Below are 23838 nucleotides of genomic sequence, written 5' to 3' on the forward strand. Positions count from 1 at the left end.
GCACATGAATTAGCTATACTTTTATGTGCTTTACAAATCGAAAAATGTGAAAGTCTTATCGGTTATCTTAAGAAACTGGAGCTAGGCACGGTGTTACCCGATCAGGATCCTGATGGGCTACTCGAATGGCTCAAAACTAAAAGAATGGGGCAATGTCCAACTAAGTTGTTTATAGAAATCCTCGTCGAACCTTATTGTTTCAATAAGCTCTGCTTGGAATCAGCACTACCAAGACTTAAAGAAATTTTACCTGATGAATCTGCTGAAATACTGATTGAAAACTATAAAGAAAGCTCTTGGGGTTCCATCCGAGAAAAAAGTGATGCATTGATTCAGCTTTCGAAATCATTTAAGGTAAAACTGCTTCCGAGAGACTATATTTTAAAAGATAAACCATTCGAAAACACTCACGTCGTTTCTAAAATGATGCATCAACTAGCTGAAAAGCTAGTTAAGACTCTTGAGAGTTTAACAGGAGAATTAAAGAAGAACTATAATTCTTTAGATGGAAAGCTACTGGCCTTAACTATAAAACAAGAAGAAGTTTCTGAATTAAAACAAAATCAAGAGCATAAAAATGGTGTAGCACGCATCAAAAAATTCCATCAAATTATAAAAATAATTAAATCTCCATTACCTTTATAAAGCTAAAACAATTAATGAAAACGAAAAAAAGCAGCAAGTGGCTACGGTTGATGATTTATTGTACGTGATTTATAAAGGCCTTGATCCCAATGGAGTTTGTTTCTGGAAATCTTCTTCTTCGCAACCCCATTCTGAATGTAATCAACTCTTATATTATTTCTTACAGAATCAACAAGATGATTCTCGGGCAAAAGCTCTAGGTCGGCACCTTTATTTGGTAACTTGCTATCTTTTATTGACCGCCCTTTATTAGCGCTAGAAAATACACCTTCATCAGCAGTTCATTTCTCAGCAAAAAATGTGCTATCGATAGATGTTATTTTAAAAGATCCTAATAAAATATGTTCGATTTGTGATGATAGTAAAGCACTAAAAGAGGTGTCCCCAGAAAATAAGCAAGAAGCTGAAACCGCTTTAAAACAATTGCAAAATTATCAAGTATTAGCTTTAACAAGAATTAATCCTAAGTACATTCACAAATTACCCTTTATTGAACAATTGAAACACTTAATTCAAAATTTATTTAAATCTACTTGGGAGATTAGACAAGAACGATTGGAGAGTGTACGAATATTTATTGGAGATTTATGCACCGTATTATCCTTAGAGGATACTGAAATCATTAGCCACGCTTTAAATAATTTTAAAAGAAATTATGATGGTCGGTATAATCAAGCCAAAAATGTATATAAAAGTGTCTTATATAAGATCATGCTCAGGTTAGTCTCTGGCCCTATTGCAGAACTTATAAGCCATTTTCCGGTACAGGAACAAAAACAGTTCAGAATAGAAGAAAATAAAAGCGAATTGCAAGAAACTATAAATGAATTAAGAGAACATGTAAGTGAGTTAATAAAAGAAAGAGAAGAAGCTGCAGAAACTTCCAAAGAATCGGAAGCGAAACGATTGCAAGCTCAAACGAAGTTAAATAAAGTCAATGCGAAATTAAAAGTAGTCGAGATGAAATTAAAGGAAGTCCAGGCAAAATGATTGCAAGATCAAGCGAAGTTACAGGAAGTCGAAGCTAAATTGGATAAGTTATTGACTCTTTCAAATCAACAACCTGAACCTGCATCAAACTCTTTGAGATCCGATGCAAATACGTCGGAAAATAGTCATACTCGTTTCTTTAAATCTTAGTTAAAGGAGGAGGAAGTGCCTAGGAGGATATGTTGAGTCAATTATTGAATCAAATGGATGCGTATCTATCCAATAGACCCTTTAAACGTCGTTGGTGGTCGAAAAGATGGAAATCCTATATGACCATTCATCCTCCTTTAAGCGAGGAGGCTCCTTTATGGAAGCGGAATCTAGATGAACTTCGTTCATTACGTTTATTTGATCTAACTCCAGAAGAACTGGGTCGAACAATAGAATGCTATTGGAAAATGCCGCGTTGGCGCCGTTGGTTTTCTTATTTTGGGATGAATAAGAAGATTGATGTTTGGAACTACTATCAACGTTGTTTAGCCTATCAAGCGGTACGTCCCGATCATTTGGAACAAGCAAGCGTAGTGATGCCGAGCGCGCATACGTCATTCTTCAATAAATTAGCATTATGTTTGTATCAATACCATGTCAGATTTGAAACTTATTTAGAAAAATATTTACATCATCCGCAGTGGACAGAACAACATTTTTTAGAGGAAATTAAAGCTCATCTGCCTCAATTAGACAAAATATTTTTAACGAAGCTGTCTAAATATTTAAAAAATATAGAAAAGGAAGGAGAACGATTTGCTCTAAAACAACAAGCTGAACAGGAATATCAGCAAGTCAAGGTGATTATGTTTCGTTATTATCATCAAAGGTTAACTAACTTTTTTTCACAGCCATTGCCAGGAAATCTTATCCCAGAGAGAGCCAATGAAGTGATTCAAGACGAGGAGTGGGAGGATCTAGAAAAGGATGTGTTAGAGCCTAATTTAGAGTCGGATCGAGCGTATGTCATGGTGGTTGTTCCGGATTCTTCACAGCCCGTGTCTTCTTCGTCCCCATTGCCTGTCCCGAGGGAAGAACATAAAAATGAAATTAATTCATTAGGTGAGGCTACAGAAAGAATAAAAGAACAAAGACAATGCTTAGAATCATTGGTAAAAAAGATGCGCTACAAAAAGTGGAAGATCTATTACAGACTAGCTTCAATCAATTTAAAACGATCATTGAGTTACATTTGGGATATTGTGAAACGGTGCTTGCAGAGATTAAGGGTAAGCCAAATGATTTAGATCATTTACAGAGCCAATTAAAACCATTATTTAAGGGAGGGATATTATTATTTCACCCCGATCATATGATAAGTTCAATGTCTTCACAAATGATGAGGGCCCTGATCTGTCGTTACAGTCAATGTTACATAGAGCAAAGTCGGTACTATTTAAATAAATTTAAAAATTACCCTCTGCGTATTAAAGAATTTTGTAAGGATTCACAGACCACGTTTGAAAGACAATCCTCAGAGGACTGGTTGGATATTACACGTCGTATTGAGGAATTAGAAAAGACAATCAAAGACTTAGAGCAATCATTCAAGGATCTGAAACAATTATGCATAGAATTCAAAAAGAAACAATTACAAGATGAAGAAAAGTTAAATGAAGTCGAAGCGAGAGTAAATGAAGTGAAAGCGAAGCAATTACAAGATCAAGAAAAGTTAAATGAAGTCGAGGTGAAAGTAGATAAGTTATTTATTTTATCAACTGAAAAATCCACATCAAATTCTTTGAGACCGGATGAAAACACCCCGGCAAGTAGTCAGAGTAACTTTTTTAAACCTTAACTGGAGCCTGTAACTTGGCTAGCACTATTAAACTGTCTAGATTAAACTGTCTAGATTAAAAGCTATCTTTATTTTGGATCAGCAACGTTTTAATTCCATTAGCCTCATGAACCCAAGCAACTTTAGTCAGAGGTCTTTTTGTGTAATGCCCTTTTAGGGTTGCCCTTGGAATGGCCATTACTACTCAGGCTAGTTGGTAGTTCATTTTCTGTTTTTTCCTTCTATTTTTCAGGATAGAGCAAAAATAGCTTGTGAGATGCGTGAGATTTGTGAGATCGTGACAAGCCCTTTAAAATCAAGATCTCAAAAGCCATCTTCTCTCACAACTTCATTTCTTCCATTTGTGAAATTTGTGAGATCATGTTTATTTTATGTACAATTAATTAGATTCCTCACATTCCTCACAATCTATAAAACAGTTACCGTGAGAGGAAATATAGTAAAAATACGATTAAAGCAATAAGTTATATTAGTCTCACAAACCTCACGTCTCTCACATGCCCTTTTCGCTAATCCCCCATTTTTTCTGCTTTCTTAGACCCAATAATATTAGAAGAAAAATGATATAAGCGCGCTGTCTTGCCTAACGCGGGAACATAAATTGAAGCATCTATTTTGCCATTTGATGGATGTTTCACTAGGAAACCTTTTCTTAATAACAGTGCTGTCACTGCCTGAGGCTCAAAACCTTTGCAAATCTCTTTTCTATATGTTTCTGGAAAAACGTAATAATCACCTGAGGTGGGTTTATGTTGTGACTCATCCTCAAATCCAGCTCTATTACTTTTTGGGGATGATTTTGTAAAAAAGGGCTCAAAGCGCGATGATTGAGATAAAAAAATATGACGAACTTGTTCTAATATTTTGTGTTTCTTCTGAAGAGCTAATACCGGCTTCTCTATTATCTTTAAACCATGACTCAAAACAGGCAATACCGGCTTGTGTAGCATTTTCTATCTTCCAACCTGTAATATCCCATTCTGAAGCTAACGTACCGGCCAAGGTTACTAAAGCAAATCGCTCTACAACGCGCTTAACTTGACCATGAGCTTTTTCACCTTTTACCCGCTCTAAGAATTTCAGTATTATTGCCTCTCTTAATTCTCTAATTCGGGCCTTATCTTCATTAACTAAACGCGTTAAAAAGGCATCCATAGCACTGCCATAATATTGCTGACATTGTTTCTTGAGGTGGTTAGATAAACTTGCACCCTCTTTAAAGTCGTGTAATACATCAAATACACCATGACCCTTATTTGCATCTGCCGAGATATTGACCGAACGAATTTCTTGACCTGCTTTAATGATTTGTCCAGTTGATTCCAGATGGGATTTTAATGACAACTCGCCACTCGTTAGAAAGAGTAAACGCCAATAGTGCCTATTTCTCGCTTGTCCTGTTTTAAAAGCACGTGATTTACTTTGACCATTCGCTAGCATGTAAAACACCTCGCCGGCAATACGAGGGTTAAGTTGCGATAATTCATCCAAAATAAGTAACGCATGATTATGTTGCGCGGCTAAACCTTCTAAGGCATTATCCGTAGCACGGAGATTATGCACATACTGTTCTCCTCCATACACCGAAGCCGCTACCGCTAATAGCGTACTCTTTCCGATACTACTTTCCCCTAGCAGATGAAAACCGCCACTTTCTAAGCTTAATAAACCCACTAAAGGACCTGCAAAGGCAAGTGAAACCGCGAAAGTAAGTCGCGTGTTATTAATACATAACGAGGCAATATTATTTTTCCAGTCCTTTAAACAGCCAGATTGTCCATAATTATGTAAGGTATAATCACTTTGATAGAGTAAAGTTTCTTTAGCGTTAGTTTCAGCCGGACTATATACTTTAGCCGGTAATACAAACGATTGCTCGTACCAGCCTGTATGAGAAACACAACGCACTTTAGTTTCTACCTGGGTTGTCCCAATATATTCTAGAAGATATCTTCTTTGTTTTTGTCCGGTATGGAGATTAAGACCTAGACGTAATAGCTCACTTATCGCTTGCTCACCATTTCCTTTTAAATAGGTATCAGGCATATTCCAACAATGAAACTGTCCATCTGCATCACTAAACTCTAACATACGCCCCCAGTTCTCATTATTAGGGTCACGAGTTAAGGCTGTTATTTCTAATCTTGCACAAAGCCAGATAGGTAATTTTCCTTCTTCTTTACAATAAAACACTCCGTCATCTTTCACCTCAAGCGGGCAAAAAGGAACGACTGTAGCTGCTAGGCTGAGCGGATTGACTAAAGGTAATTTAAGCTTCTGGAAGGTTTTAAGCGATCAACATCGACCCAAGCCACTTGACAGCCTAATGCTTGCAGTTCGGCCGTAACATTCTCTCGATACCTCATTCCTGACTCATCCAAATCGCAAAAAAAGTTAATCTTTCGATTGGCCAGAGGTGTAAAATCAGTCGTATTGACTGAACTAGCAGAGCCCGATGTTGTCGCTAATAACCCGTAAGTTTCTATAGCCTCTACACAGCTTTCCCCTTCACAGAACCAAATAACCTCATTACCTCGCTCAACTAGCTCAGGCAAGCGATATAAGGGCTTGCCTTGATTAAATTTAGGTTCTCCCAGAGTATAATTTTTTCGTTCGTTATCGTAGTGAAAAGGCCTTATCCACTTTTTACCGGTGCTAAAGTTCTTGAGACGGATCTTTAAAAATGCGATGGATCTATCTTTATTACAATAAACATGCGTGCCTATGTGTTTATAATCAATAAATAAGCCTTTTAGTTCATTTTTTGCAAACTGATTAATTAAATCTTCGGTAATTTCTTGTGTGGGTAAATTATTCATACTTCCATGCTCCTAGTTCAGTGACCGCTTTCGTGAACTTAATTCCGTGTAAACGCATGTGAAACGTGAGAACGTTTCCTCCTCTTGCACCACAACTAAAACAAAAGAACATCCCATGTATTAAATTAACAGAGAAAGAAGGAATTTTGTCAGGATGAAACGGACAAAGTGCCGTGGCTTGTTTTTCTTGAGGATAGAATTTCTTTAACACCTCCGTGTAATATTCACGAGGGCTAGGAAGCAAGTTTGGATCAAATTGTCGTCGTTTTTGATTAGAAAGTGGTGTTAATGTCTGCCTTGAGGTAGCATGGTAATGTGTTTGGTATTTATGAAAGGGCTGAGTACGGCGAATACCCGGTCCTTTGCTGTTTTTAGACATCATTATTAGCCTCCTTCTTCCTACCCAAATAGAAATACTGACCAACACGATGTATTACTCCATTGGTATCAGGTTCATCTACCCAGTACGTTATAATAAAATGGCCTTGCTCTCTTAATTCTAAAGTCCTTCCTGATGGGTATAATATTCCTAATTTATCTCTAGCCTCTATAGTAGAAAGTTTAGAATTAACCGAAAACCATTTTAAAATTTTTTCCCTCTGATTAGACAGAAAATTACTATAATCAAATACTGTTTTGTAATGTTTAGGCATTATCATCTCCATGATTAAAAATAGGTTCGCGAGTCATAACCCACTTTTCAAACTCCTCTCGTAACCAGCCCACTGAGTGGGTAGAGAGTTTTCTGCGTTTAGGAAATTGGCCGTTGCGTTCAAGTCGCCAAATAGTAGTGCGACTTAAACCTGTTGCCTTTTTTATATCAGGGAAACGTAGTAAATAAGGTTGATCCATAATAATCCTCCATGCATCTTAAAAATTGAATGAAGCATAAAGAATTACATAAAAAACACTGATAAAAACAGAGGGTTTATTACCCTCCCCCTGAAATTTAAGCAGATATTAAGGGGGAGGGGGCTTTATTTCCTACTATAAAAATAGTGGTTTTATTAAAAAATTAGGGGGGCTCTCTTTCGCTCATTTCTCCTAATAAAGAATTACTTTAAAGCTGCTTGCGCGGTCTATTACCACCCGCTTTAAGCTTATCTGGCCTTATATATTTATCCATAAATTCAGCTTCTTCTTTCCCAGTACCGTATTTTTTTACAATATTTGCTTGTATAACCTCTTGTATAGGACGCGTTATTTGATCGCGCTTTACATAATATTCAATATATAAATCATATAATCTTTTCATTCTTATCTGAACTTCTCGTGACATTTGCTTATAAGATTGAGCAATCTCTTCTAATTCTTGTTCTACCTCCGAAGTTACTTTTATTTGTTCTTGTTTAAGAAAACCGTCAATCTCTCTTTCATTAATCCATACATCTTTAATTCCCAAAAGCGGCGCATATTCTGGGATAGTTTCTGTTATAAAACCCATTCCCATCCGCTGTTGCGCCTTCGCTAATACAATTTTAGGGTATTTTTCTTGTGTTTTTAATATAAAGCTTAATATTTTCTTTACTTGCCTCCATCAGCAGTCGATTAGCAATATGTTCATATTGGCTATATTTTACCGTTAGCAAAATTAAATCATCCTTATTAACATCAAGCATCAACTCTTCTCCTTATTTATTAAGTTGAGATAACTTCCCATAGTTTTAATCCCCAATCTTCTATGGCTTGTCGTTTTTCTTTGTCGTAGCTATGGCGGTCATAAATCGCGGTAACACCTTTTTCAACATGGTTTAAAAGCTTGCTCACTACCAACCGTGAAATACCTAGGCTAGCAATATGACTTGCCGCGGTACGGCGTAAATCGTGCGGTGTAAAGGGTTTAACAGAGTCAAGAACTTGCAGATTCTTCAAAAGGGCATGATCAACAGCCGAACCCGTTAGAGGTTGATTTCCAACACGGGAAGGAAATAACCAAGATGTATGTCCAGAATATTTTTTTAACTCTGTTAACAAAGAAATAGATAATTTTGACAACGGTACACGGTGACTATTTCGATTTTTTGCCTTATGGCTAGGAATCGTCCACCAACCTGTATTGAAATCTATTTCTTGCCACTCTGCAGACACAACTTCTCCTTTTCTTTGAGCCGTAGCTAACTGTAGCTTTAAAACTAGCTTAATTAGCTCAGAACAATTAAACTTATCTAAACAAGTCCATAATGTGTTTATTTCTTCAAAAGAAAGTACTCGATCCCGTTGATTCTCCAATGCAGGCGCTTTCAAATTGTAACAGGGAGTTATAGGTAATATCGAGCGCTCGACTGCAAAGTTAAACATTTTACGAATAACAGCTAAGGTTCTATTTGCTGAAATCGGAGAACCTCGCTCAATCACTTTGTCTAATAAAGAAATAACATCATGTTTCTTGATATCTTTAGCTTTTTTCTTCCCCCAAGAAGAAAGTACATCTTTCTTTAATATACGCTCGTCTTCTTTCCAAGAGCGCTTACGTTTTTTAGCCCATTTTTCTAAATACTCTTCAACAAGACCAGGAATAGTCTCAGCATTTATTGATGCTAACTGAGTTGCTCTTTTAATTACGTTCGGGTCTTTCCCTTCAGATAATAAACGTAAAGAGTCAAAATGCTTTTTTCGTGCCTCAGTCAAAGAAACAATAGGATAAGCTCCTAATGTCATTCTTTTTTTCTTTCCTTCAAAGTGATAAAGGAAAATCCAAGATTTTTGACTAGAAGGAAAAATTCTAATACCAAACCCTTGGCCACTTTTTTCCCTTACGTCATAACGTTGTGGCTTTGGCTTAAGGGATTTAATTAGCTTATCTGTAAAACGAGAATTTTCTTTTTGGGGTTCCTCTCGGGGTTCCTCTCGGGGTTCCTCTAATGACATGGCAAGCACCGTATTGTTATGAAATTAGATGAAACACTATAATACAATAACTATTTTTTTTATGATATAAAAATAGAGTTTTTAAGAATAGTTGGAAACGTAATAGAAAACATTGAAACAAGAATATGCCCTGATTCGTAATCAGTAGGTCGGACGTTCGATTCGTCTCATCGGCACCAATTAAATCAATGGTTCATAGCCAATCTCTTCCAAGCCCGCTTTTTCTGTGTCGAATATGTGTCGAAGTTTGGAGAAAAAAATGTGGGTAGTTAATATATCATCCATCGTCATATTGAGATTCACTTTCTTATCAAGTGCATAATAACCTTTAATCTTATTGATTTCTGAAATAGCTCGAATAGAACAGGGTAATGCACTGTAGTTAATCGTACCATCGTCAGAAATACCAGCTCTAACCATGCTCACTAACTTTTCCATCACCCAATCGATAGTAATTAGCGCCGAATAAGTAGAATTTTCTTGAAGAGATTTGAGGTAGACCTGACCTTCTATTTTTTTTAAAAGTCGGCTAGCAATCCGTGAAGTACTTGTTGAACTAGCCGCTTGCTTAGCGTCCATCCTGCCTGTCTCATTTATTTGCTCGATTAATCGGTTATAGAAGGCAAACTGACGCTGGGTAAGTCCATTTGGTACAAAGTAAGCAGTTAGGATATTCTTACTTGTTGTCTTGTTATTCATCATCTTTATTCTTTTCTATTGATTAATTGAATAAGCTATAAATTAGACCTTCTGAAACAATCAGAATAAAGGCTAATCCAATACTCCATTTCAGAAAAGACCATTTAACTTTATAAAGACTCGCTTCTAAACGATCTAATTTCTGAGTTAAGCGAAATTCGCTGTCTCGATTGAAGCTTAGATTATGCGTTTTCATATGATTCCTCGTTATTGAAGGGTTGTTTGTTTTAAAGAAGCCTTTTTTTGTTTAAAGACTTTTCTGATTTCGTCTTTATCTTCTGCAGTCAATTGAAAGTAGTAGAAGATTATGTAACAAAAACCTACCCTCTTTCCTTACATAATACTGTGTTAAATACCATCCTAGGAGATGAAAGTGCCATGTCAGATGCTATTGATCAAGTATTAAACAGTCAAGTGCCTGGATTAAGTAACCAGCGTGCTAATCTGTCCGGCCCGTATGAAGGCCGAACAGAATTACTCAATATAGCGAAGGAATATCAGAAAAACCCTGCCGAGAAAAATAGGAATCGTTATATTAATCTTGCTCAGGAAGTGGCTGAAGCTAGTAAGAAATAGCATTGGTATCATCCATAGATTTATATATGCTATCCATTAATAGCATTAAACTATTTAAATATTTTTGCTAAAATATTACAGCTCGCAATAGATTTATGCTGGAAAAGAAAACAAAATGCTCTCCATTAGGTTCTTAAATGAATTAACCGACAACAATCATTTGAATTTCGGAAGTAAATGGTTACATCTTTCAGAAATGTATAACGCAGGATTCCCTGTACCACCTGCTTATGTTATTCCACCCGAAGCGATGGACATAACTATAAAACAAAGCGGAATACAATCTGAGATTAATAAAGCCCTTCTCTTATGTGATCATTCGAGTTTAAACAAAATTGGAGAGATAAGTAAAAGAATCCGAACACTTATTGATAACATTGATATTCCAGAAAACATTACACGGACTATAATTGATGCTTTTAAAAAACTGAAAGCGCCGTATGTTGCTGTGCGCTCCAGCGTCACACTTGAAGATCAAGCAAGCACGAGTGCCGCAGGACAATTTGATAGTTTCCTCAACATTAAAAGATCAGAATTATTGTATCATATTAAGCGCTGCTGGTCTTCTACTTATAGTAAAAATGTATTGTGGCATTATCGTGATTTACCAAGCTCGCTACGTCGCTGTAGCGTTATTGTCCAAAAAATGATTGATGCCACAGCCGCGGGCGCTGTGTTTTCATCGCATACTGGTTTTTCTGATCAAATGGTTATTGAGGCAGTTTTTGGCCTTGGCGAAGCCCTAGTATCCGGCAGAATCACACCGGATCGGTTTGTTATTGACAAAAAAACAGATGTATTTTTGTTGAAAAAAATTACTGGGCAATCTAAAGCTTTGTGCAGAAATGGGTGGGTACAGCTCTCAGAAGAAGTTGGAAGGCGTCCAAAATTAACCGATAAAGAAGTAGTTCATTTAGGACAACTCGTCAAAAAACTTGACCGTTATTATGGTTACCCAATTGATGTCGAATGGGTAAAATCAAAGCATCACTTTTATATCGTCCAATGTCGCCCAATTGTTAAAACGCCTAAAATAAAGAAATGCGTTAATGTCTCGACATATGATTTTTTATGGCAAACGGGGTTTTCCCACTTTTTCTGTTCGGTTTATTTAGAATCCGGTTATTTTGGCGGTGACTTTATCAGCTATCATTCGGGTTCACAACAAACATTGTTTATTTCTAAAAAATATAAAAAGATATTGGGGGAAAAATCGTTACCATTTTATACCTATGGTTTTAAAGATTACGAAAAACGTATTATGAAGAAAATTCCTTTCTATGAAAAGTTTTTTCCTTCTCTTAAGGATTATTTTATTACAGAATCACACAGCACTGAGGTGATTGCAGCACTTGTTGAAATTAATAAAGATAATAGGTGGGGAAAAAATCTCGAATGTATGGCAAAATTAAAATTTATTCAACGTCAATACCTTGATTATACGATGTATGAGCCATCTATTTTTCAACCATATCTATACGAAATTGAACGTCGGCTTAATCCACTGCAAACTGTTTGGAGTTATACGTGGCAAGAGCTTGTACAAGGTATGTTGGAAGCCAGGCTATTTCCTAATACAGATCGGCTAAGCTCCTCGATTCGAGGAAAATTCTCAAATTGGGAATTTATTTACGGTATTAAAGCGGATCTTTATTATCAACAATTAATGAATACCAGCCGAAGTACCACGATATTGAGAGGGGATATAGGAAACAGTGGGTGGTATATTGGTCGTGCTGTTGTAATTCATCACACAGAAACAGGCAATGAAGATGAGCTAGATAAACGCATCGATAACATGGAACAAGGTAGTGTGCTTATTTCAGGTTCAACAGGTCCCGAGTTAATGATTGCTTGCAAAAAGGCAGGTGCTATTGTAACGGATGAAGGAGGAATTATTAGTCACGCTGTGTTGATTTCTAGAGAACTAGGCATCCCATCTATTATTGGAACTCAGTACGCTACGCAACTCATTAAAGATGGCGTATTGGGTTGAGGTCGACGCTAATAAGGGGATTGTAAAAATTATGCAAGCTGCATCATTTCATACCTGATAAAGTAGCTTGCTTGTATCTATGAAGAAATTATAATGAATTTATCGCTTTAAAAGCCTTTTCGTAACCTTTTTAGTCGATCGTGTGCCATATCAGCCCTAATGTTATTTTAGGCAACCTGATGGATGGAAATTAATTAATTTTTATTTATTGGGTTGCGTATGCCAGATGTTAATTTAGAAGCCGCGTGTCAATTATTTGATACCGAAGTCACGCTGCAATATCAAAACCGTTTAAAACTCCAAGATACCATTGAAGAACGCCATGGCTTCTGAACGTGCCTGTTTCTGATCTGGTGGAAATAAATCCAACCAATTTTGCACCAACGGATATCTTTGTTACACCGGTTAATGAAACCAATGACGCGATCCAACGAATAACTACCACTTTAAAACGATCATTGGTGGCGAAAAAAGCATTACAAAAGTTTTTGTTGCTTCTGGGTTCGCAAAAAAATCTCTGGGCACATTTATATATTCCTAGAAATACTTGGAAGGACGGAAAAGATAAAACCGCTACAGATGATTCTGTACCGTTGTTAATCCAATGTCTATTAACTTACTGTAATAAATAAATTTCTCTTAAACTGAATCCCACGCTGATAGCGTGGGAGTAGTTATTCTTAGAGAATAATTCTTTTTATTGGCCTTGAAACTTAATTGAGGGAGGTAAATTACCACATTTTTTTCGGCTATAAAGAGTACGTAGCCAGTTGTTACGTAATTGGTAAGCTTGTATTTCTACACGTTCAGCATCAGAAAAATCCATAAAGAACCACGGAACGATGACAAAAGCACCTGCAACACCTAAAGCAACATTTTTAACTGTTTTATCTTCTTTAGGGATAAGATTCATAACTTTAGTTTGATTATCTATCAATTCTCGTTTTATCTGGGAACACGTTAACATTTCATCGCCTGGTTGATACTGTGGAACAGGGTTAGGAGTTCTTCCTGCACAGGAAGAAAGTAGTAAAGTAGCTGCAAATAAACCTATTATTGCTTTTTTCATAGTAGGTGTCCTTGTTATTTTCATGTGTAAATAAAGGGTGGATTCTACCTAATCCAGAGTAAAAAGAAAGTTTTTATTATCTGGTAGAGATGCTCAACACATTCTCCACCATGATTATACGTGTGTAAGCGTTACCTTAGCTATAACAATGTTCTTTTTTCAATAAATTGTAGTATGCTTCTGATTTGTAACAGTCGTTCGAGATTCCGGTTCATTTTTATGATCACGAATTTAAATGCTTTAAAATAATGACAAAAGTCAGCAGTACTTGCACAAACCAAGATTTCTATTATGCACTCACCCCCTCATTTTTTTACTTTTAGCTGAAAATACAAATTTTCAAAATATAATCTAAATATATTTAGATTAAAAAATATAAAACTATTTCTTCTTAAAAAGATTGACTTATATCAATTCAAAATTGATTTAAGAACATAATGTCTGTACAAGATTTTCTTCTAGAAAGTGGAATTTTAACGCGAAATAGTGCCCCTTGACCCACTTCACTCACTACCGTAATTTTACCACCTAATTTTTCAACAGATTGTTTAGTTAAAAATAGTCCAAAACCTAAAGGATTTTGCTTTTCAACATCCGATGGTACACATTGCTCAAAAATAGTGGATAATCGCTCTTTTGAAATACCTATTCCTGTATCTTCGACTTCTAAAATTAAAATCTGCTTTTTCACTTGAGCGCTCACTTTTACTTCACCGATTTTTGTAAACTTAATGGCATTGCTTACTAGATTAATTAATATTTTTTTCAAAATAAAGTAATCACAATCAATGAAATTATCCTTGCAAAATACTTTAAACTGTAAATTTCGAAACTTGATAATAGCGATATATAAATTTTCAATCTCAGTCAATAAATCATGTATATTAAAGTGTTTTTTATCTATTGCCTCATTGACGATCGACTGAATAATTTGATCGATAGTCACTACCCATTGTTTAGAACAGTTTAAGATATATCCTAAATATTCCTTAAGCGAATCATCATTTTTATTTTGGCTTAACAATTCAGCGATAGTATAAATACCACTAAACGGTGTACGTACATCATGACTCATATTCACAATAAACTCTTTTTTTGCTTGCTCCGCTTGCTTTAACTTAGTAATATCAATAAAAAAACCTAAAAGACCACGAAAACCTTTTTCAGAATAGGGCATACGTATCGTAATAAAATCCTTGTTATCTTTACGCTCATAATTAATAGATTCTTTATTTGAACAAAGGACTTCTTTATTATGTAACCACGCTTGTTCACCAAAAATAAGAGTATCTTCTTCTTTTAATCTATTAAAATCTATCTTATCCTTATAGGTAAACATTCGTTTATTCATCCATTTGATTCGTCCTGATTTAGTAATCGCAAAAAATTTTACGGGTAAAATAGGGTCAATTGCGTCAGCAATTTTCTGAATCGCCTCTATAAGCATAAACTTATCCTTACATAGGATTTATATTTCTTATTTTGGAACACCAATACGTTAAAACTCATTAAAACAAACAATATTGATAACTCTTTTCTTTATACCTAATAAAAAAATTGATTTTCTTATAGATTATATAACCTTGATAATATATTAATTATTATAATAATTAACTAAACTCATACTTTGTTTTAATATATAAAATTATATTAAAATTTTTTAGCATTTCTCATATAAGAGTTAAAAACTAAATGCTCATAAATAATATTTTTTATCTATTATTTTAATAAAAATTGAATTAATTCAAAGACGATTAAAATATTAATTTTATTTTGCCGAATTTCCTAAAATAGTTATTTAACTATTTTTTTATATTTGCTAAAAAAATAAAGATCTATTTGATCTGACAATAACTAAACCAAATCAATATTTATTTTCAACTCAAGAATAATTAATTTTTTCTCTGTCTGTATATTTATAGATACAAAAATGTCACTAAAGATATTGCTATTATGAATTGTCATCATCATAAAAAAAGCCCCCTTTAGAGGTATAAATTATGGGAACAATAAGGTTAAGAAAACATAGAAATACTTCTAAAATTTTTTATAATTTGCTGAAATATTGCATTTAAGTATACCCCTGCAACAGCTAACCTTTTGGGTAGAAGACGACACCTAGTTTGCGCTCTATTATGCACGTTCATTGTCCATTAAGTTTGCTGTTTAGAGGGCTGCACATGCATCAAAATGATGAAATAGAATATTTTTCGAGCACCCTAGTTAATCCACAACGCGTATTGTATGAAGAACTTGCTCGAGATTACTTGCTTTATTTTGGTAATAAAAAACCATCTAAAAATCAACTTCTTGTTTTAAAAGAATTATTAGTTGATGCAATTTCCAGCCGGCTATTAACATTCCCTGAAAAGCTAACCTTACAAGAAATGAAATGCTTGTATTTAGCTTTTAAAGGTAAATCGATAAGCAGCGCCGCTCAAATTTTAGAACTTCATCCAGATACTATAAAATACTATCGAAAAAGGTGTATTAAAAAATTAGGTTGCAAAAATATGGTTGAAGCTGCTTTTAGAAGCACAAGCAGTCATTTTCAAATGTATTTATGCGATAAGTTAATCAATGAACACATTAAACATATAAAATCTTTTTATTCAAAACAAAAATGATACCCTTGTTTAATCAATTCATAACGAATTGCCTTTGAAATGGCTTCTTTTATATTTTTACACTGCAATTTTTTTAAAATAGAACGAATATGTACCTTAACTGTTTCCGGAGAAATATGCATGAACACCGCAACTTCTTTTTTATTTTTTCCATTCATTAAATAGTAAAGACATTCACATTCACGAGAAGTAAGCTGGCAAGCAAAATGAATAGTTCTTTTTAACCAATGAGAGGTAAGAAGGTCTTGCATGATAGCCAGTTGTTTCGATGTTGGGTGCTTGTTTCCAAAATAATAGAGATAATTTTTTGCAATAGATTTATAAAAATTAGATTCCTCCATCGTTAATTTTCCTCTAATTTTATCTCATTAGATCGACTTAATCGGATTGTCATTGTAAATTCCATTTTTATTTTAATAACGATGACCGTCTTTATTCTTATATAGAATTTATATTTCCTACACCTAAACATTACAATTTATTTTTTTAATAATCAAAAAAAACTGAAAACTTCCGATGTTATTCAATAATATTGAATTATTTTAAGCTTGCTTATTACACAACTAGAAACGAATCTTTTAATAAATGCATGCTTATTTACAAACTAACTTATAAATAATAACCTAGATAAAAACTCCATCTACTTAGATAGTAGGTAGACACAATTGTACAATTGTGCTTAAAAATGTCAAGAAGAGGATTGGGCGGATCCTTTTTTATACTTCTTTAGAATATAAGAGATACCTTCTCGAGAGAGTTCATTCATACTGCGATGCTCCTCATAAGAAAGTTTTCTTAACTCTTCAAACATTTCTTCAGACATAATCACGCCGAGTCTTTTTTCTTTAGTTAACGTTGTTGTTATTTTCTTTTTCATTTACAGACCTCACAGATAAATTTATAAAAGATAAGTATTTTACTGAATGGCAATCACTTTTTCTATTTTTTTAGATTTAACTTAATTATTAACAAGCTATCCTAATCTTTTTAATTAAAATTCATATACTTAGTCAAACATAACGCAAATCTCTTAGAGTAAAATTTGAGTTGCTTATAAATAGATAACTTGTAAATATAAAAAATATTTACAATGTATAATAAATATTATCCTATCATTATCTTTATTTAAAAGTTATCTGTTTATAACCGTGTACGATCAAATGATAAACTTATATCATGATTAAGATTGATATAATCGAGTGCTCTCTGCATTAAATAAACATAGAGCCTAAGGCCAACTCATTAAGAAGCCACTATTTCTCAGACAAGCGATAGAGACACTATTATAAAATGCTCGCCCTTTCAGAAAGAGAACATAGCGGCGCTTGTCTTTTCCCAAAATACAAGCAATTGATGAAGAGACCACAGCTTAAATTAGAACTTATTGAAAAAAGAATATTATTAATGGTGCAGTCATTACAATTGTCACGCAAAAGCACATGAAAGTATACTTCAATCCCGCAAAAGTCCTACACAGATTTTATAGCTATTGATTCAGCCTATCGTAAGAAACTTCAGTCTGTTTTGCTTGGCAACCTAAAAAAATATTTAGAAATTAATATTTTTTCATATTAATAATAAGTAAAATTTATTTATGATTAGCCTATCTTCTACAATTTATTTTTACAAATCATCAAAATATACCGCCTTTTGAGCAAGTTGATTTTTTAACGATATAAGACATAAAAAAAATTTACGGAAATAAATTGTGGCTAAATCAGATTTAGATCAAATAACAAATTTAGAAAAAGAGGAATTTATCGCTCACAACGTAGGTTTTACGTAGACGAATATAGGGATTTAAAAAAGTGTTTAGTGGTGGGTTAAAAGAATTAAGGGTAGCTATAAATTATGGTCTTATTTCCATAAATGAAGCAAGAAAAATTGCAGAGTTACCTAAGGAAAATCAGTTAGATGCCTTAAAAAGGCCCGGATATAATGAGAGGAAAAACTTACTAACTGTATACGACGATGAAATTGAAGATTTAATTAATGATAGGAAAGGATCATTAATAAATGTTACGCGCTGAATAGTGAAGAATTAATTTTTCAAAAAAGAAAGGGTGCTTACGATAAAGCTATTTTTAATCAATGACTTATAAGAGGAAAAGTTTGAAATATACTAGCCATCCACTCACGTCATTTCTAAGTCATTCAACTCGTTTTTTGAAAAAATTCAACTAAATATCTTATTTCATATAAGAACTAAAAACGAATAAGATAATTCATGCTGACATTCGGTTTTTCTTTAGACCTGTTATCCGTCGGCCTAGCCTAATTATTAGAATTCTGACATATATTTATTATATGTTCTTCTAAGAGACGTGCATATTAATTTTCTAGATTAATTAAATCTTGGTCAGATAAGCCGGTAACATCCTTAATAAACGCTCGATCAGTCCCTCTCACAAGCATTCTTTTAGCAATCACTAAGTCTTCTTCTCTGCGGCCTTTTTCTAGACCTTGTTCTAGACCTTGCTGTAGGCCCTGTTGTTGGAGTTGATGTGCTGCATTCATAACATCCTCTTTATACGCTTCAATAGATTTTAAGGTTTTAATTGCCTGACTAACGTTTGATGTTTCGCCAGCAACGAACATATAATACACAAAATTATAAAATCACTCATGATCCGGCTGGGTTTTTCGGGTCATCCCAATAAGACGCTTCGCAATCTCTTCGAGATCTCGATGAAAGATATGTTTTTGGACCAGCTCTAAGAGACCCGTTTATGATGCTTCTCAAAAGTTTCATCCGAGATCTGACTCAAATCCACCAAGATTGCGTCGTTTAAAAAGTGTTGACGTGCAAAATCCGGGTCTTCAAAGCACTCAATTAAGCTTAAGCTATAGGGATAAGGACCTTTTTTACCATGATAAAAAAGTATCGAAATGACTGTAGGTAGCTTCTTGTGCCCTTGATCAAGGTGCTGTTTCATGATTGCTAGCTTGTAACGAAGCATTCGAAAAGGCATCAATTTGTTTGGTGAACTTTGATGCTCAACATTGATATAAACATAACCCTTTATTCCATCTATTTTGAGCGAATACAAAATATCCGAATGTTGCTGGGAAAGTTCTTCTTCGACAAAAGAGCCGGGTTCAATTTTCAGCGAAGTTAAATTACATTTTTGCTGGAGATCCGGATCTAAATAGCTTTTGACAAAAGTTCGTGCTACCTCAATGTCACTAAAAAACTTTTTAAAAATCGCATCATGCGGATTATAAATTTGGAGAGACATTTATTGTTGTCGTTGTGCTGAATAGAGAGATTGTTTTATTAGATCTATTTTAGCTTGAATTTGCCATCTGCATATCCTTTCATCAGTTCATAAAAAGCTTGTTTCATTTCCTTCTCATCAGTAGTAGCCTTTAGTTTAAACGCTTTTCTTAAAGACAATGGCATATTTAAGTTCATTCTAACTATTTTATCTTTCTGCTCATTGTTTACAGTAAACACCGGTTGTCGTGATCAAGAGATATGCAATTTAAAATGGGAATGGGAGATAAAGGTGTCGGAAGGTTCGGTATTTATTATTCCTAAGTGGCGAAAAGAATAGGGATGAACGTCTTGTGGTGCTTAATAGGATAGCGCATCAAGTGATTAAGGAAGTACCTGGATACATCCTGAATATGTATTTACCTTTCGAGGTAAGCCTGTTAAAAAGATGTTAAATTCCGGCTAGAAAACAGCCCATAAACGTATTGGTTATCCTCATGTAAGAGTACATGACCTGAAGGATACATTTGGACGTCGTTTACGCGCAAGGGGAGTAAACTTTGAAGACCGACAAGACCTTTTAGGGCATAAAAGTGGACGACCTACAAGGCGAAATTTTTGTAAAGAGCAAAGAAGGTGAAGGTACGATATTAGGTTGTTTTATACCCTTTCAACACTCATTAATCAAGGAGGCTGTGGGTATACACGAAGCTATCCCCTTATTATTAGGTCCCTTGAACCAGGTATTATCTGAAAGAGATATCAAATCTAGCTTTACAAGCTATTGGAGGTGGAGTAATGCGATATCAAATTTGGGTAAACTTGAATACTTATCGATATCGCTGTTATAGTTGTTTACCTCTTGTGTCTATAAAAAGCTCAACCTACTTATAGAGTTAGAGTAGAACTATACTATATCCCCATTAAAATAAGAAGAATAATATGCCCAAAACATCTAGATTAAGCTACAGTGGATTTTACAAATCACATAATAGGGAAAAATTAAAATTTACTCAACAAACCACTGTTCTATGGATGCCAATTAGTATTGGTCAACCTTATCATGAATCAGATAGCCTTTGTGATGTACTTGAACTTCTCGTAAAGCATTTTATAAATAGGCCGTTAGTTAAGGTAGTTATTGCTGATACGGCTCAACGTTATAGTTTGGCTATAAAAAATAAAGAAACCCCTGATGCAATGCGTGATCTGGCAAACAAGAAAGGAAATATCTGGGAAGAAGGTTATAAGGATTTAATTAAAAATAAATTTAAAGAAAGTCAGGTCATTTATCACAGATGGGATGAGTGGACTAATCATGAGCTTTATGAAAAAGCACGACAAGAAATTGATAGTTTATATAGCAAAAAAGACTCAGCATTTTATAATGCTATAGAAAGCGATGTTTTGAAATTTGAAAAGCGATATTCCGAGCGAGAAAATATTTCTTTTTCTGACAAAGAAAGAGAATATTGTAGAGAATGTTTAAAAGAAGAATGTGCTGTGCTAATTGTATGGGGTAAAATTTTAGTTCACCCTGGATATTGCTGTATTTTTTATCCTAAGCCAATGACTGATTGTATTTTATTTATTAATGAAAAATATACTTGCTTTATGTCAATGTTTTCTGAATTAAAGTCCAAATCTAAGTCTAAACTTAGCATGTTTTATACTAATTCTAGTACGGAAAATACTTCTAATGATCAAGCTAGTTCATTTCTAAAAATAAATCCATCATAAATTTTAAATGGAATAGTAAAAAATTAAAAATGAATACTTATGCTAATGCAAAATTGAAAGTTCTAGAAAGTGCTTTAAATGTTTTAAGTGGCCATGTTTATTGGAAAAATAAACATGGCAAATTTGTTTGGTGTAATAAAAAACTTGCAGAAATTCTAGATCTTAAACATCAAAATGAAATTGAAGGCAAAACGGATTATGATTTGTATGAAAAAAGTTTAGCAGAAAAAGTAGTTCAGCTTGATAGCAAAGTTCTTGCCACTGGGAAAGAATATCAAATTGAAGAAATGGGCTTAGATATAAATGGTGACCCAGCAGTTTATTTATCAATAAAAACGCCTCTTAAAGATGAGTTAGGTAATATTGATGGTTTAATTGGTATATCTATTGATATTACCGAAAGAAAAAAAAATGAAGAAGTATTAAGAATCGCTAAAGAAAAAGCTGAGTTAGCAAATGAAGCAAAGACAGAATTTTTAGAGAACATGCGTCACGATATCCGTACACCCTTATCGGGGATTGTGGGTTGCGCTCATTTGATTCAAACACAAGCCAATAATCCAAAAAAAGTAACGGAATATGCAACAGATCTTGTGGACTCAAGCAATGCTTTATTGGAGTTCCTAAATAAAATTTTAGAAAGCATACAGGTAGCCACTGGGGAAATACCGCTCTTAAAGAAAAAGTTTTCCTTATATAAAATATTAGACCAGGTCACGTACTGCGAGCGAAATCTTCTGAAGAGCCTGAAATACTTTATCAGCAGTTACTTCAAGTCGCAGAAGAAACTAAAGGGGCAGCAAGAAAAGATATTGATAAAAGCTAGTTATTTTCTAAAAAACTTTCCATAGCTGTTGTGAAGCTTCTGGTTTAGAAAGAATAAGTGTATTCATATTCAATGCTACTTTGATTCAATGCACTTTTTTAGAAGGGGTGGTTGTATATTTAATATTTCATCAAAAAATTGGCCGTAAAGTTTGGGGGGCGCGACTCAATATAGATGCAGTAAGCAAAATTATAAGGGGGATAGTAAGCAACACTTTAGCTAGATCACGCCTGATTACTTAACTAAAATTTTTTCTTATATTTGAGACAAGTTACCCCAGTTTAAAAAGATTCCGGTTAGGAAAAGACCGAGCTTTCATCAGGTTCGTTCATTTTCATCAGCTTTCGTTGATTATTCGTATTATTTAATATTTAGTTAACATTTGCTTGATATTATTCATTTTTTAATTAACTAAAAATGAAGAAGAAAATGACAGTAAATAGTTCGCTTACTCCAGAATGTTTAACCCCTATTGGACCAGAAAATACTAATGCCTGGGGTGGGGGTAGAAGGGAGAAACTTTCTTTAAGTAAAGCAACTCGACTTAAATACAATCAAGCAATTTGTACCACAATCGATATTGATGAGTCTGGCGCAAAGTTATTGACCGATACTTATTATCGTGCGATTCATGGGTTACCTGGATTTGTCCATCGTTTTCTACATGGCAGACCATCTATTGAAAGAGCATTATTTATGCTAGCACCTGAAATGTATCCTATGTTTGATACACCTTCTCACGACTCAAAAACACTTTTTACAATTAATTTTCCTCATTTTGATAGAACAATTTTTATCCGATTGTGAAAGGGTATCTACTAATTATGCCTTAAAACAATTAAAACATTCAAAAAACGGGTTGGTTTTCCTTGCTTGGTATGTTCATCCCGAAGCGTTACCAGCTAAGTTTCGATCTGGACTTTCTCCGAAAGAGGTTTTTAAAAACACTAGAGAGGAATTAATGCATGAAGCAAGAAAAGTTTGTCAGGGTAAAGACAACGATATGTTTAATTATTATCGATATGGGCCAGAAGTGATGCATATACAAAGACGCTCAAGCTTCTCAAAATTACCACGAACAAATAGTCAGAGCTCAATTTTTGATTTAGAGTCTAAAAGTGAAAGTGTTTATTTAGCTTCTTTATTTGATTTAGATAAGGATAAAGAGCAGTCATTGCTTTATTTAAAAGCACTTAGGGATAATATTTTATCCACTCTTGAAACGGTATATGGTGTTACTTCAGAAGATAAAATAAAAATATATTTTCACGCGCTTTATGCAGAACGGACTACAACGTTACATGCTCATATTCGAGTGAATCAGGCAGATCATCCCCTTGAAGACGCTAAAAGTTTTGGAATCAATGAAATTATTTCCACTTTGGAGAAAGGTGGCTCAGTAACTGAAATGATTCTCCGCCGTGGAACTATTTACTATACACAATTTTCTCTCGATAAAGATATAGAGGGTGTATGTATAAAAATAATACCAAATTTTAAACGAGATTGGTACGATATTTTTGATTCATTAGGCGCAAGTAATATAATGACTACGTATTTACTTCAGGCAATTAAATATAATGAAGTAAAAAATCGAATACAACTGCTTGACATAGATCAAATTGAAAAATTATTACGGATAATTAAAATCGATAAAACGTTTCCGGAAATTGAAAATTTAGTAAATATACTTAAAACATTGGAGCCAAATAGAGAATTGAGAAAATTAGGATGGTCAATGGAGACAGGTACTTGCAGCGATTTAGTTATGAATGTAACAGTCAATCCAAACAAACACTTCATGTCTGAAAACGGGAATGGAAAATTAAGGCTTTACCATCTTTTCCCAAGAAACTACGCATTAATGGCAGATGTTATAGCTGATTTAGATAGGATCGGACAATTAGGGTTTAACGCAATATGGATTTCTCCTTTATCAGCGTCTTCCGATTTAATTATTAATCGCTTTAATATTAT

General features: G+C 34.2%; 31 protein-coding genes. 13 read left to right on the forward strand and 18 right to left on the reverse strand.

Features of this window, described 5'->3' with window-relative positions; translation table 11 throughout:
* The first annotated feature begins 90 nt into the window (after positions 1-90).
* From S3O_RS0105390 to S3O_RS17275, 4 genes are all read left to right on the forward strand, one after another.
* Entirely contained in the window at positions 91-645 is a 555-nt protein-coding gene (locus S3O_RS0105390) for a hypothetical protein (protein WP_010598051.1), read from the forward strand.
* A gap of 222 nt (positions 646-867) precedes the next feature.
* Positions 868-1635 carry a hypothetical protein gene (locus S3O_RS0105400; protein ID WP_010598053.1) on the forward strand — a complete coding sequence of 256 codons (768 nt, stop codon included), beginning with the start codon at positions 868-870 and terminating at the stop codon, positions 1633-1635.
* A gap of 179 nt (positions 1636-1814) precedes the next feature.
* Positions 1815-2873: a hypothetical protein gene (locus S3O_RS0105410; RefSeq protein ID WP_010598054.1), complete on the forward strand. Its 1059-nt coding sequence runs from the start codon at positions 1815-1817 to the stop codon at positions 2871-2873.
* Positions 2874-3112: 239 nt separating this feature from the next.
* Positions 3113-3424 (forward strand): hypothetical protein, encoded by a 312-nt coding sequence (locus tag S3O_RS17275; RefSeq protein WP_156792760.1) that lies wholly within the window; start codon positions 3113-3115, stop codon positions 3422-3424.
* Positions 3425-3933: 509 nt separating this feature from the next.
* Here the strand turns inward: S3O_RS17275 and S3O_RS17280 are convergent.
* The 11 genes from S3O_RS17280 to S3O_RS17290 all read right to left on the reverse strand — a co-directional run bounded on the left by S3O_RS17280 (position 3934) and on the right by S3O_RS17290 (position 10006).
* A complete protein-coding gene (locus S3O_RS17280) occupies positions 3934-4347 on the reverse strand; it encodes a hypothetical protein (protein WP_156792761.1) in 414 nt (137 codons plus the stop codon).
* Positions 4238-5617 (reverse strand): DUF927 domain-containing protein, encoded by a 1380-nt coding sequence (locus S3O_RS13955; protein WP_010598056.1) that lies wholly within the window; start codon positions 5615-5617, stop codon positions 4238-4240. The genes S3O_RS17280 and S3O_RS13955 overlap by 110 nt, the downstream gene beginning before the upstream one ends.
* Before the next feature lie 65 nt (positions 5618-5682).
* Positions 5683-6243, reverse strand: coding sequence for a hypothetical protein (locus tag S3O_RS0105430; RefSeq protein WP_010598057.1), 561 nt, complete (start codon positions 6241-6243; stop codon positions 5683-5685).
* Positions 6236-6625, reverse strand: a complete 390-nt coding sequence (locus tag S3O_RS11605) for a CHC2 zinc finger domain-containing protein (protein WP_033227275.1) — start codon at positions 6623-6625, stop codon at positions 6236-6238. The genes S3O_RS0105430 and S3O_RS11605 overlap by 8 nt, the downstream gene beginning before the upstream one ends.
* Positions 6615-6896 carry a helix-turn-helix domain-containing protein gene (locus S3O_RS11610; protein WP_010598059.1) on the reverse strand — a complete coding sequence of 94 codons (282 nt, stop codon included), beginning with the start codon at positions 6894-6896 and terminating at the stop codon, positions 6615-6617. Before S3O_RS11610 ends, S3O_RS11605 begins: the two co-directional genes overlap by 11 nt.
* Positions 6889-7095 (reverse strand): helix-turn-helix transcriptional regulator, encoded by a 207-nt coding sequence (locus tag S3O_RS0105445; RefSeq protein ID WP_010598060.1) that lies wholly within the window; start codon positions 7093-7095, stop codon positions 6889-6891. Before S3O_RS0105445 ends, S3O_RS11610 begins: the two co-directional genes overlap by 8 nt.
* A gap of 208 nt (positions 7096-7303) precedes the next feature.
* Positions 7304-7687, reverse strand: a complete 384-nt coding sequence (locus S3O_RS0105450) for a hypothetical protein (protein ID WP_192805893.1) — start codon at positions 7685-7687, stop codon at positions 7304-7306.
* Positions 7688-7721: 34 nt separating this feature from the next.
* Positions 7722-7862 (reverse strand): hypothetical protein, encoded by a 141-nt coding sequence (locus S3O_RS17285; RefSeq protein ID WP_156792762.1) that lies wholly within the window; start codon positions 7860-7862, stop codon positions 7722-7724.
* Positions 7863-7881: 19 nt separating this feature from the next.
* Positions 7882-9111 (reverse strand): tyrosine-type recombinase/integrase, encoded by a 1230-nt coding sequence (locus S3O_RS0105460; RefSeq protein WP_010598062.1) that lies wholly within the window; start codon positions 9109-9111, stop codon positions 7882-7884.
* Between the two features lie 180 nt (positions 9112-9291).
* Positions 9292-9813, reverse strand: a complete 522-nt coding sequence (locus tag S3O_RS0105465) for a terminase small subunit (RefSeq protein WP_010598063.1) — start codon at positions 9811-9813, stop codon at positions 9292-9294.
* Positions 9814-9832: 19 nt separating this feature from the next.
* Positions 9833-10006, reverse strand: a complete 174-nt coding sequence (locus tag S3O_RS17290) for a hypothetical protein (protein WP_156792763.1) — start codon at positions 10004-10006, stop codon at positions 9833-9835.
* A 182-nt stretch (positions 10007-10188) separates the two neighbouring features.
* On the opposite strand from S3O_RS17290, the gene S3O_RS0105475 reads away from it, so the two are divergent.
* The 3 genes from S3O_RS0105475 (at position 10189) to S3O_RS0105490 (ending at position 13014) form a co-directional block, all read left to right on the forward strand.
* Positions 10189-10386 carry a hypothetical protein gene (locus tag S3O_RS0105475; protein ID WP_192805894.1) on the forward strand — a complete coding sequence of 66 codons (198 nt, stop codon included), beginning with the start codon at positions 10189-10191 and terminating at the stop codon, positions 10384-10386.
* Positions 10387-10501: 115 nt separating this feature from the next.
* Positions 10502-12382 (forward strand): PEP/pyruvate-binding domain-containing protein, encoded by a 1881-nt coding sequence (locus S3O_RS0105480; RefSeq protein ID WP_010598065.1) that lies wholly within the window; start codon positions 10502-10504, stop codon positions 12380-12382.
* Positions 12383-12717: 335 nt separating this feature from the next.
* Complete coding sequence (locus S3O_RS0105490) at positions 12718-13014, forward strand: hypothetical protein (protein ID WP_010598066.1); 297 nt, start codon at positions 12718-12720, stop codon at positions 13012-13014.
* A gap of 65 nt (positions 13015-13079) precedes the next feature.
* Here the strand turns inward: S3O_RS0105490 and S3O_RS0105495 are convergent, their stop codons facing one another.
* Both S3O_RS0105495 and S3O_RS0105500 read right to left on the reverse strand, forming a co-directional pair.
* Positions 13080-13451 (reverse strand): hypothetical protein, encoded by a 372-nt coding sequence (locus S3O_RS0105495; RefSeq protein ID WP_156792764.1) that lies wholly within the window; start codon positions 13449-13451, stop codon positions 13080-13082.
* Between the two features lie 415 nt (positions 13452-13866).
* A complete protein-coding gene (locus S3O_RS0105500) occupies positions 13867-14898 on the reverse strand; it encodes a PAS domain-containing sensor histidine kinase (RefSeq protein ID WP_010598068.1) in 1032 nt (343 codons plus the stop codon).
* 733 nt (positions 14899-15631) lie between these two features.
* Between S3O_RS0105500 and S3O_RS0105505 the strand changes: the two genes are divergently transcribed.
* Complete coding sequence (locus tag S3O_RS0105505) at positions 15632-16078, forward strand: helix-turn-helix transcriptional regulator (protein ID WP_010598069.1); 447 nt, start codon at positions 15632-15634, stop codon at positions 16076-16078.
* On the opposite strand, the gene S3O_RS0105510 is transcribed toward S3O_RS0105505, so the two are convergent.
* Both S3O_RS0105510 and S3O_RS19625 read right to left on the reverse strand, forming a co-directional pair.
* Complete coding sequence (locus tag S3O_RS0105510; RefSeq protein WP_010598070.1) at positions 16060-16419, reverse strand: helix-turn-helix transcriptional regulator; 360 nt, start codon at positions 16417-16419, stop codon at positions 16060-16062. The two genes, S3O_RS0105505 and S3O_RS0105510, sit on opposite strands and share 19 nt — an antisense overlap.
* A gap of 347 nt (positions 16420-16766) precedes the next feature.
* Complete coding sequence (locus S3O_RS19625) at positions 16767-16901, reverse strand: hypothetical protein (RefSeq protein ID WP_268869421.1); 135 nt, start codon at positions 16899-16901, stop codon at positions 16767-16769.
* A 985-nt stretch (positions 16902-17886) separates the two neighbouring features.
* On the opposite strand from S3O_RS19625, the gene S3O_RS0105515 reads away from it, so the two are divergent.
* On the forward strand, positions 17887-18108 hold the full coding sequence (locus tag S3O_RS0105515) for a hypothetical protein (RefSeq protein ID WP_010598072.1): 222 nt from the start codon (positions 17887-17889) through the stop codon (positions 18106-18108).
* A gap of 301 nt (positions 18109-18409) precedes the next feature.
* Here the strand turns inward: S3O_RS0105515 and S3O_RS15490 are convergent, their stop codons facing one another.
* The 3 genes from S3O_RS15490 to S3O_RS17300 all read right to left on the reverse strand — a co-directional run bounded on the left by S3O_RS15490 (position 18410) and on the right by S3O_RS17300 (position 19535).
* A complete protein-coding gene (locus S3O_RS15490) occupies positions 18410-18676 on the reverse strand; it encodes an RpnC/YadD family protein (protein ID WP_010598073.1) in 267 nt (88 codons plus the stop codon).
* A 116-nt stretch (positions 18677-18792) separates the two neighbouring features.
* Positions 18793-19317: an Rpn family recombination-promoting nuclease/putative transposase gene (locus S3O_RS15495; RefSeq protein WP_010598074.1), complete on the reverse strand. Its 525-nt coding sequence runs from the start codon at positions 19315-19317 to the stop codon at positions 18793-18795.
* A gap of 44 nt (positions 19318-19361) precedes the next feature.
* On the reverse strand, positions 19362-19535 hold the full coding sequence (locus S3O_RS17300) for a hypothetical protein (protein ID WP_156792765.1): 174 nt from the start codon (positions 19533-19535) through the stop codon (positions 19362-19364).
* 702 nt (positions 19536-20237) lie between these two features.
* Between S3O_RS17300 and S3O_RS0105535 the strand changes: the two genes are divergently transcribed.
* The 4 genes from S3O_RS0105535 to S3O_RS13965 form a co-directional block, all read left to right on the forward strand.
* Complete coding sequence (locus S3O_RS0105535; protein WP_010598076.1) at positions 20238-21035, forward strand: hypothetical protein; 798 nt, start codon at positions 20238-20240, stop codon at positions 21033-21035.
* A 29-nt stretch (positions 21036-21064) separates the two neighbouring features.
* Positions 21065-21886: a sensor histidine kinase gene (locus S3O_RS11620; protein WP_010598077.1), complete on the forward strand. Its 822-nt coding sequence runs from the start codon at positions 21065-21067 to the stop codon at positions 21884-21886.
* A gap of 404 nt (positions 21887-22290) precedes the next feature.
* A complete protein-coding gene (locus S3O_RS15500; protein WP_010598078.1) occupies positions 22291-22668 on the forward strand; it encodes a hypothetical protein in 378 nt (125 codons plus the stop codon).
* On the forward strand, positions 22640-23838 hold a 1199-nt coding region (locus S3O_RS13965), incomplete at its 3' end, for a hypothetical protein (protein ID WP_010598079.1). The genes S3O_RS15500 and S3O_RS13965, both read left to right, overlap by 29 nt.

It is taken from the genome of Rickettsiella massiliensis 20B, from assembly GCF_000257395.1.
In the GTDB taxonomy this organism is placed as follows: Bacteria; Pseudomonadota; Gammaproteobacteria; order Diplorickettsiales; family Diplorickettsiaceae; genus Diplorickettsia; species Diplorickettsia massiliensis.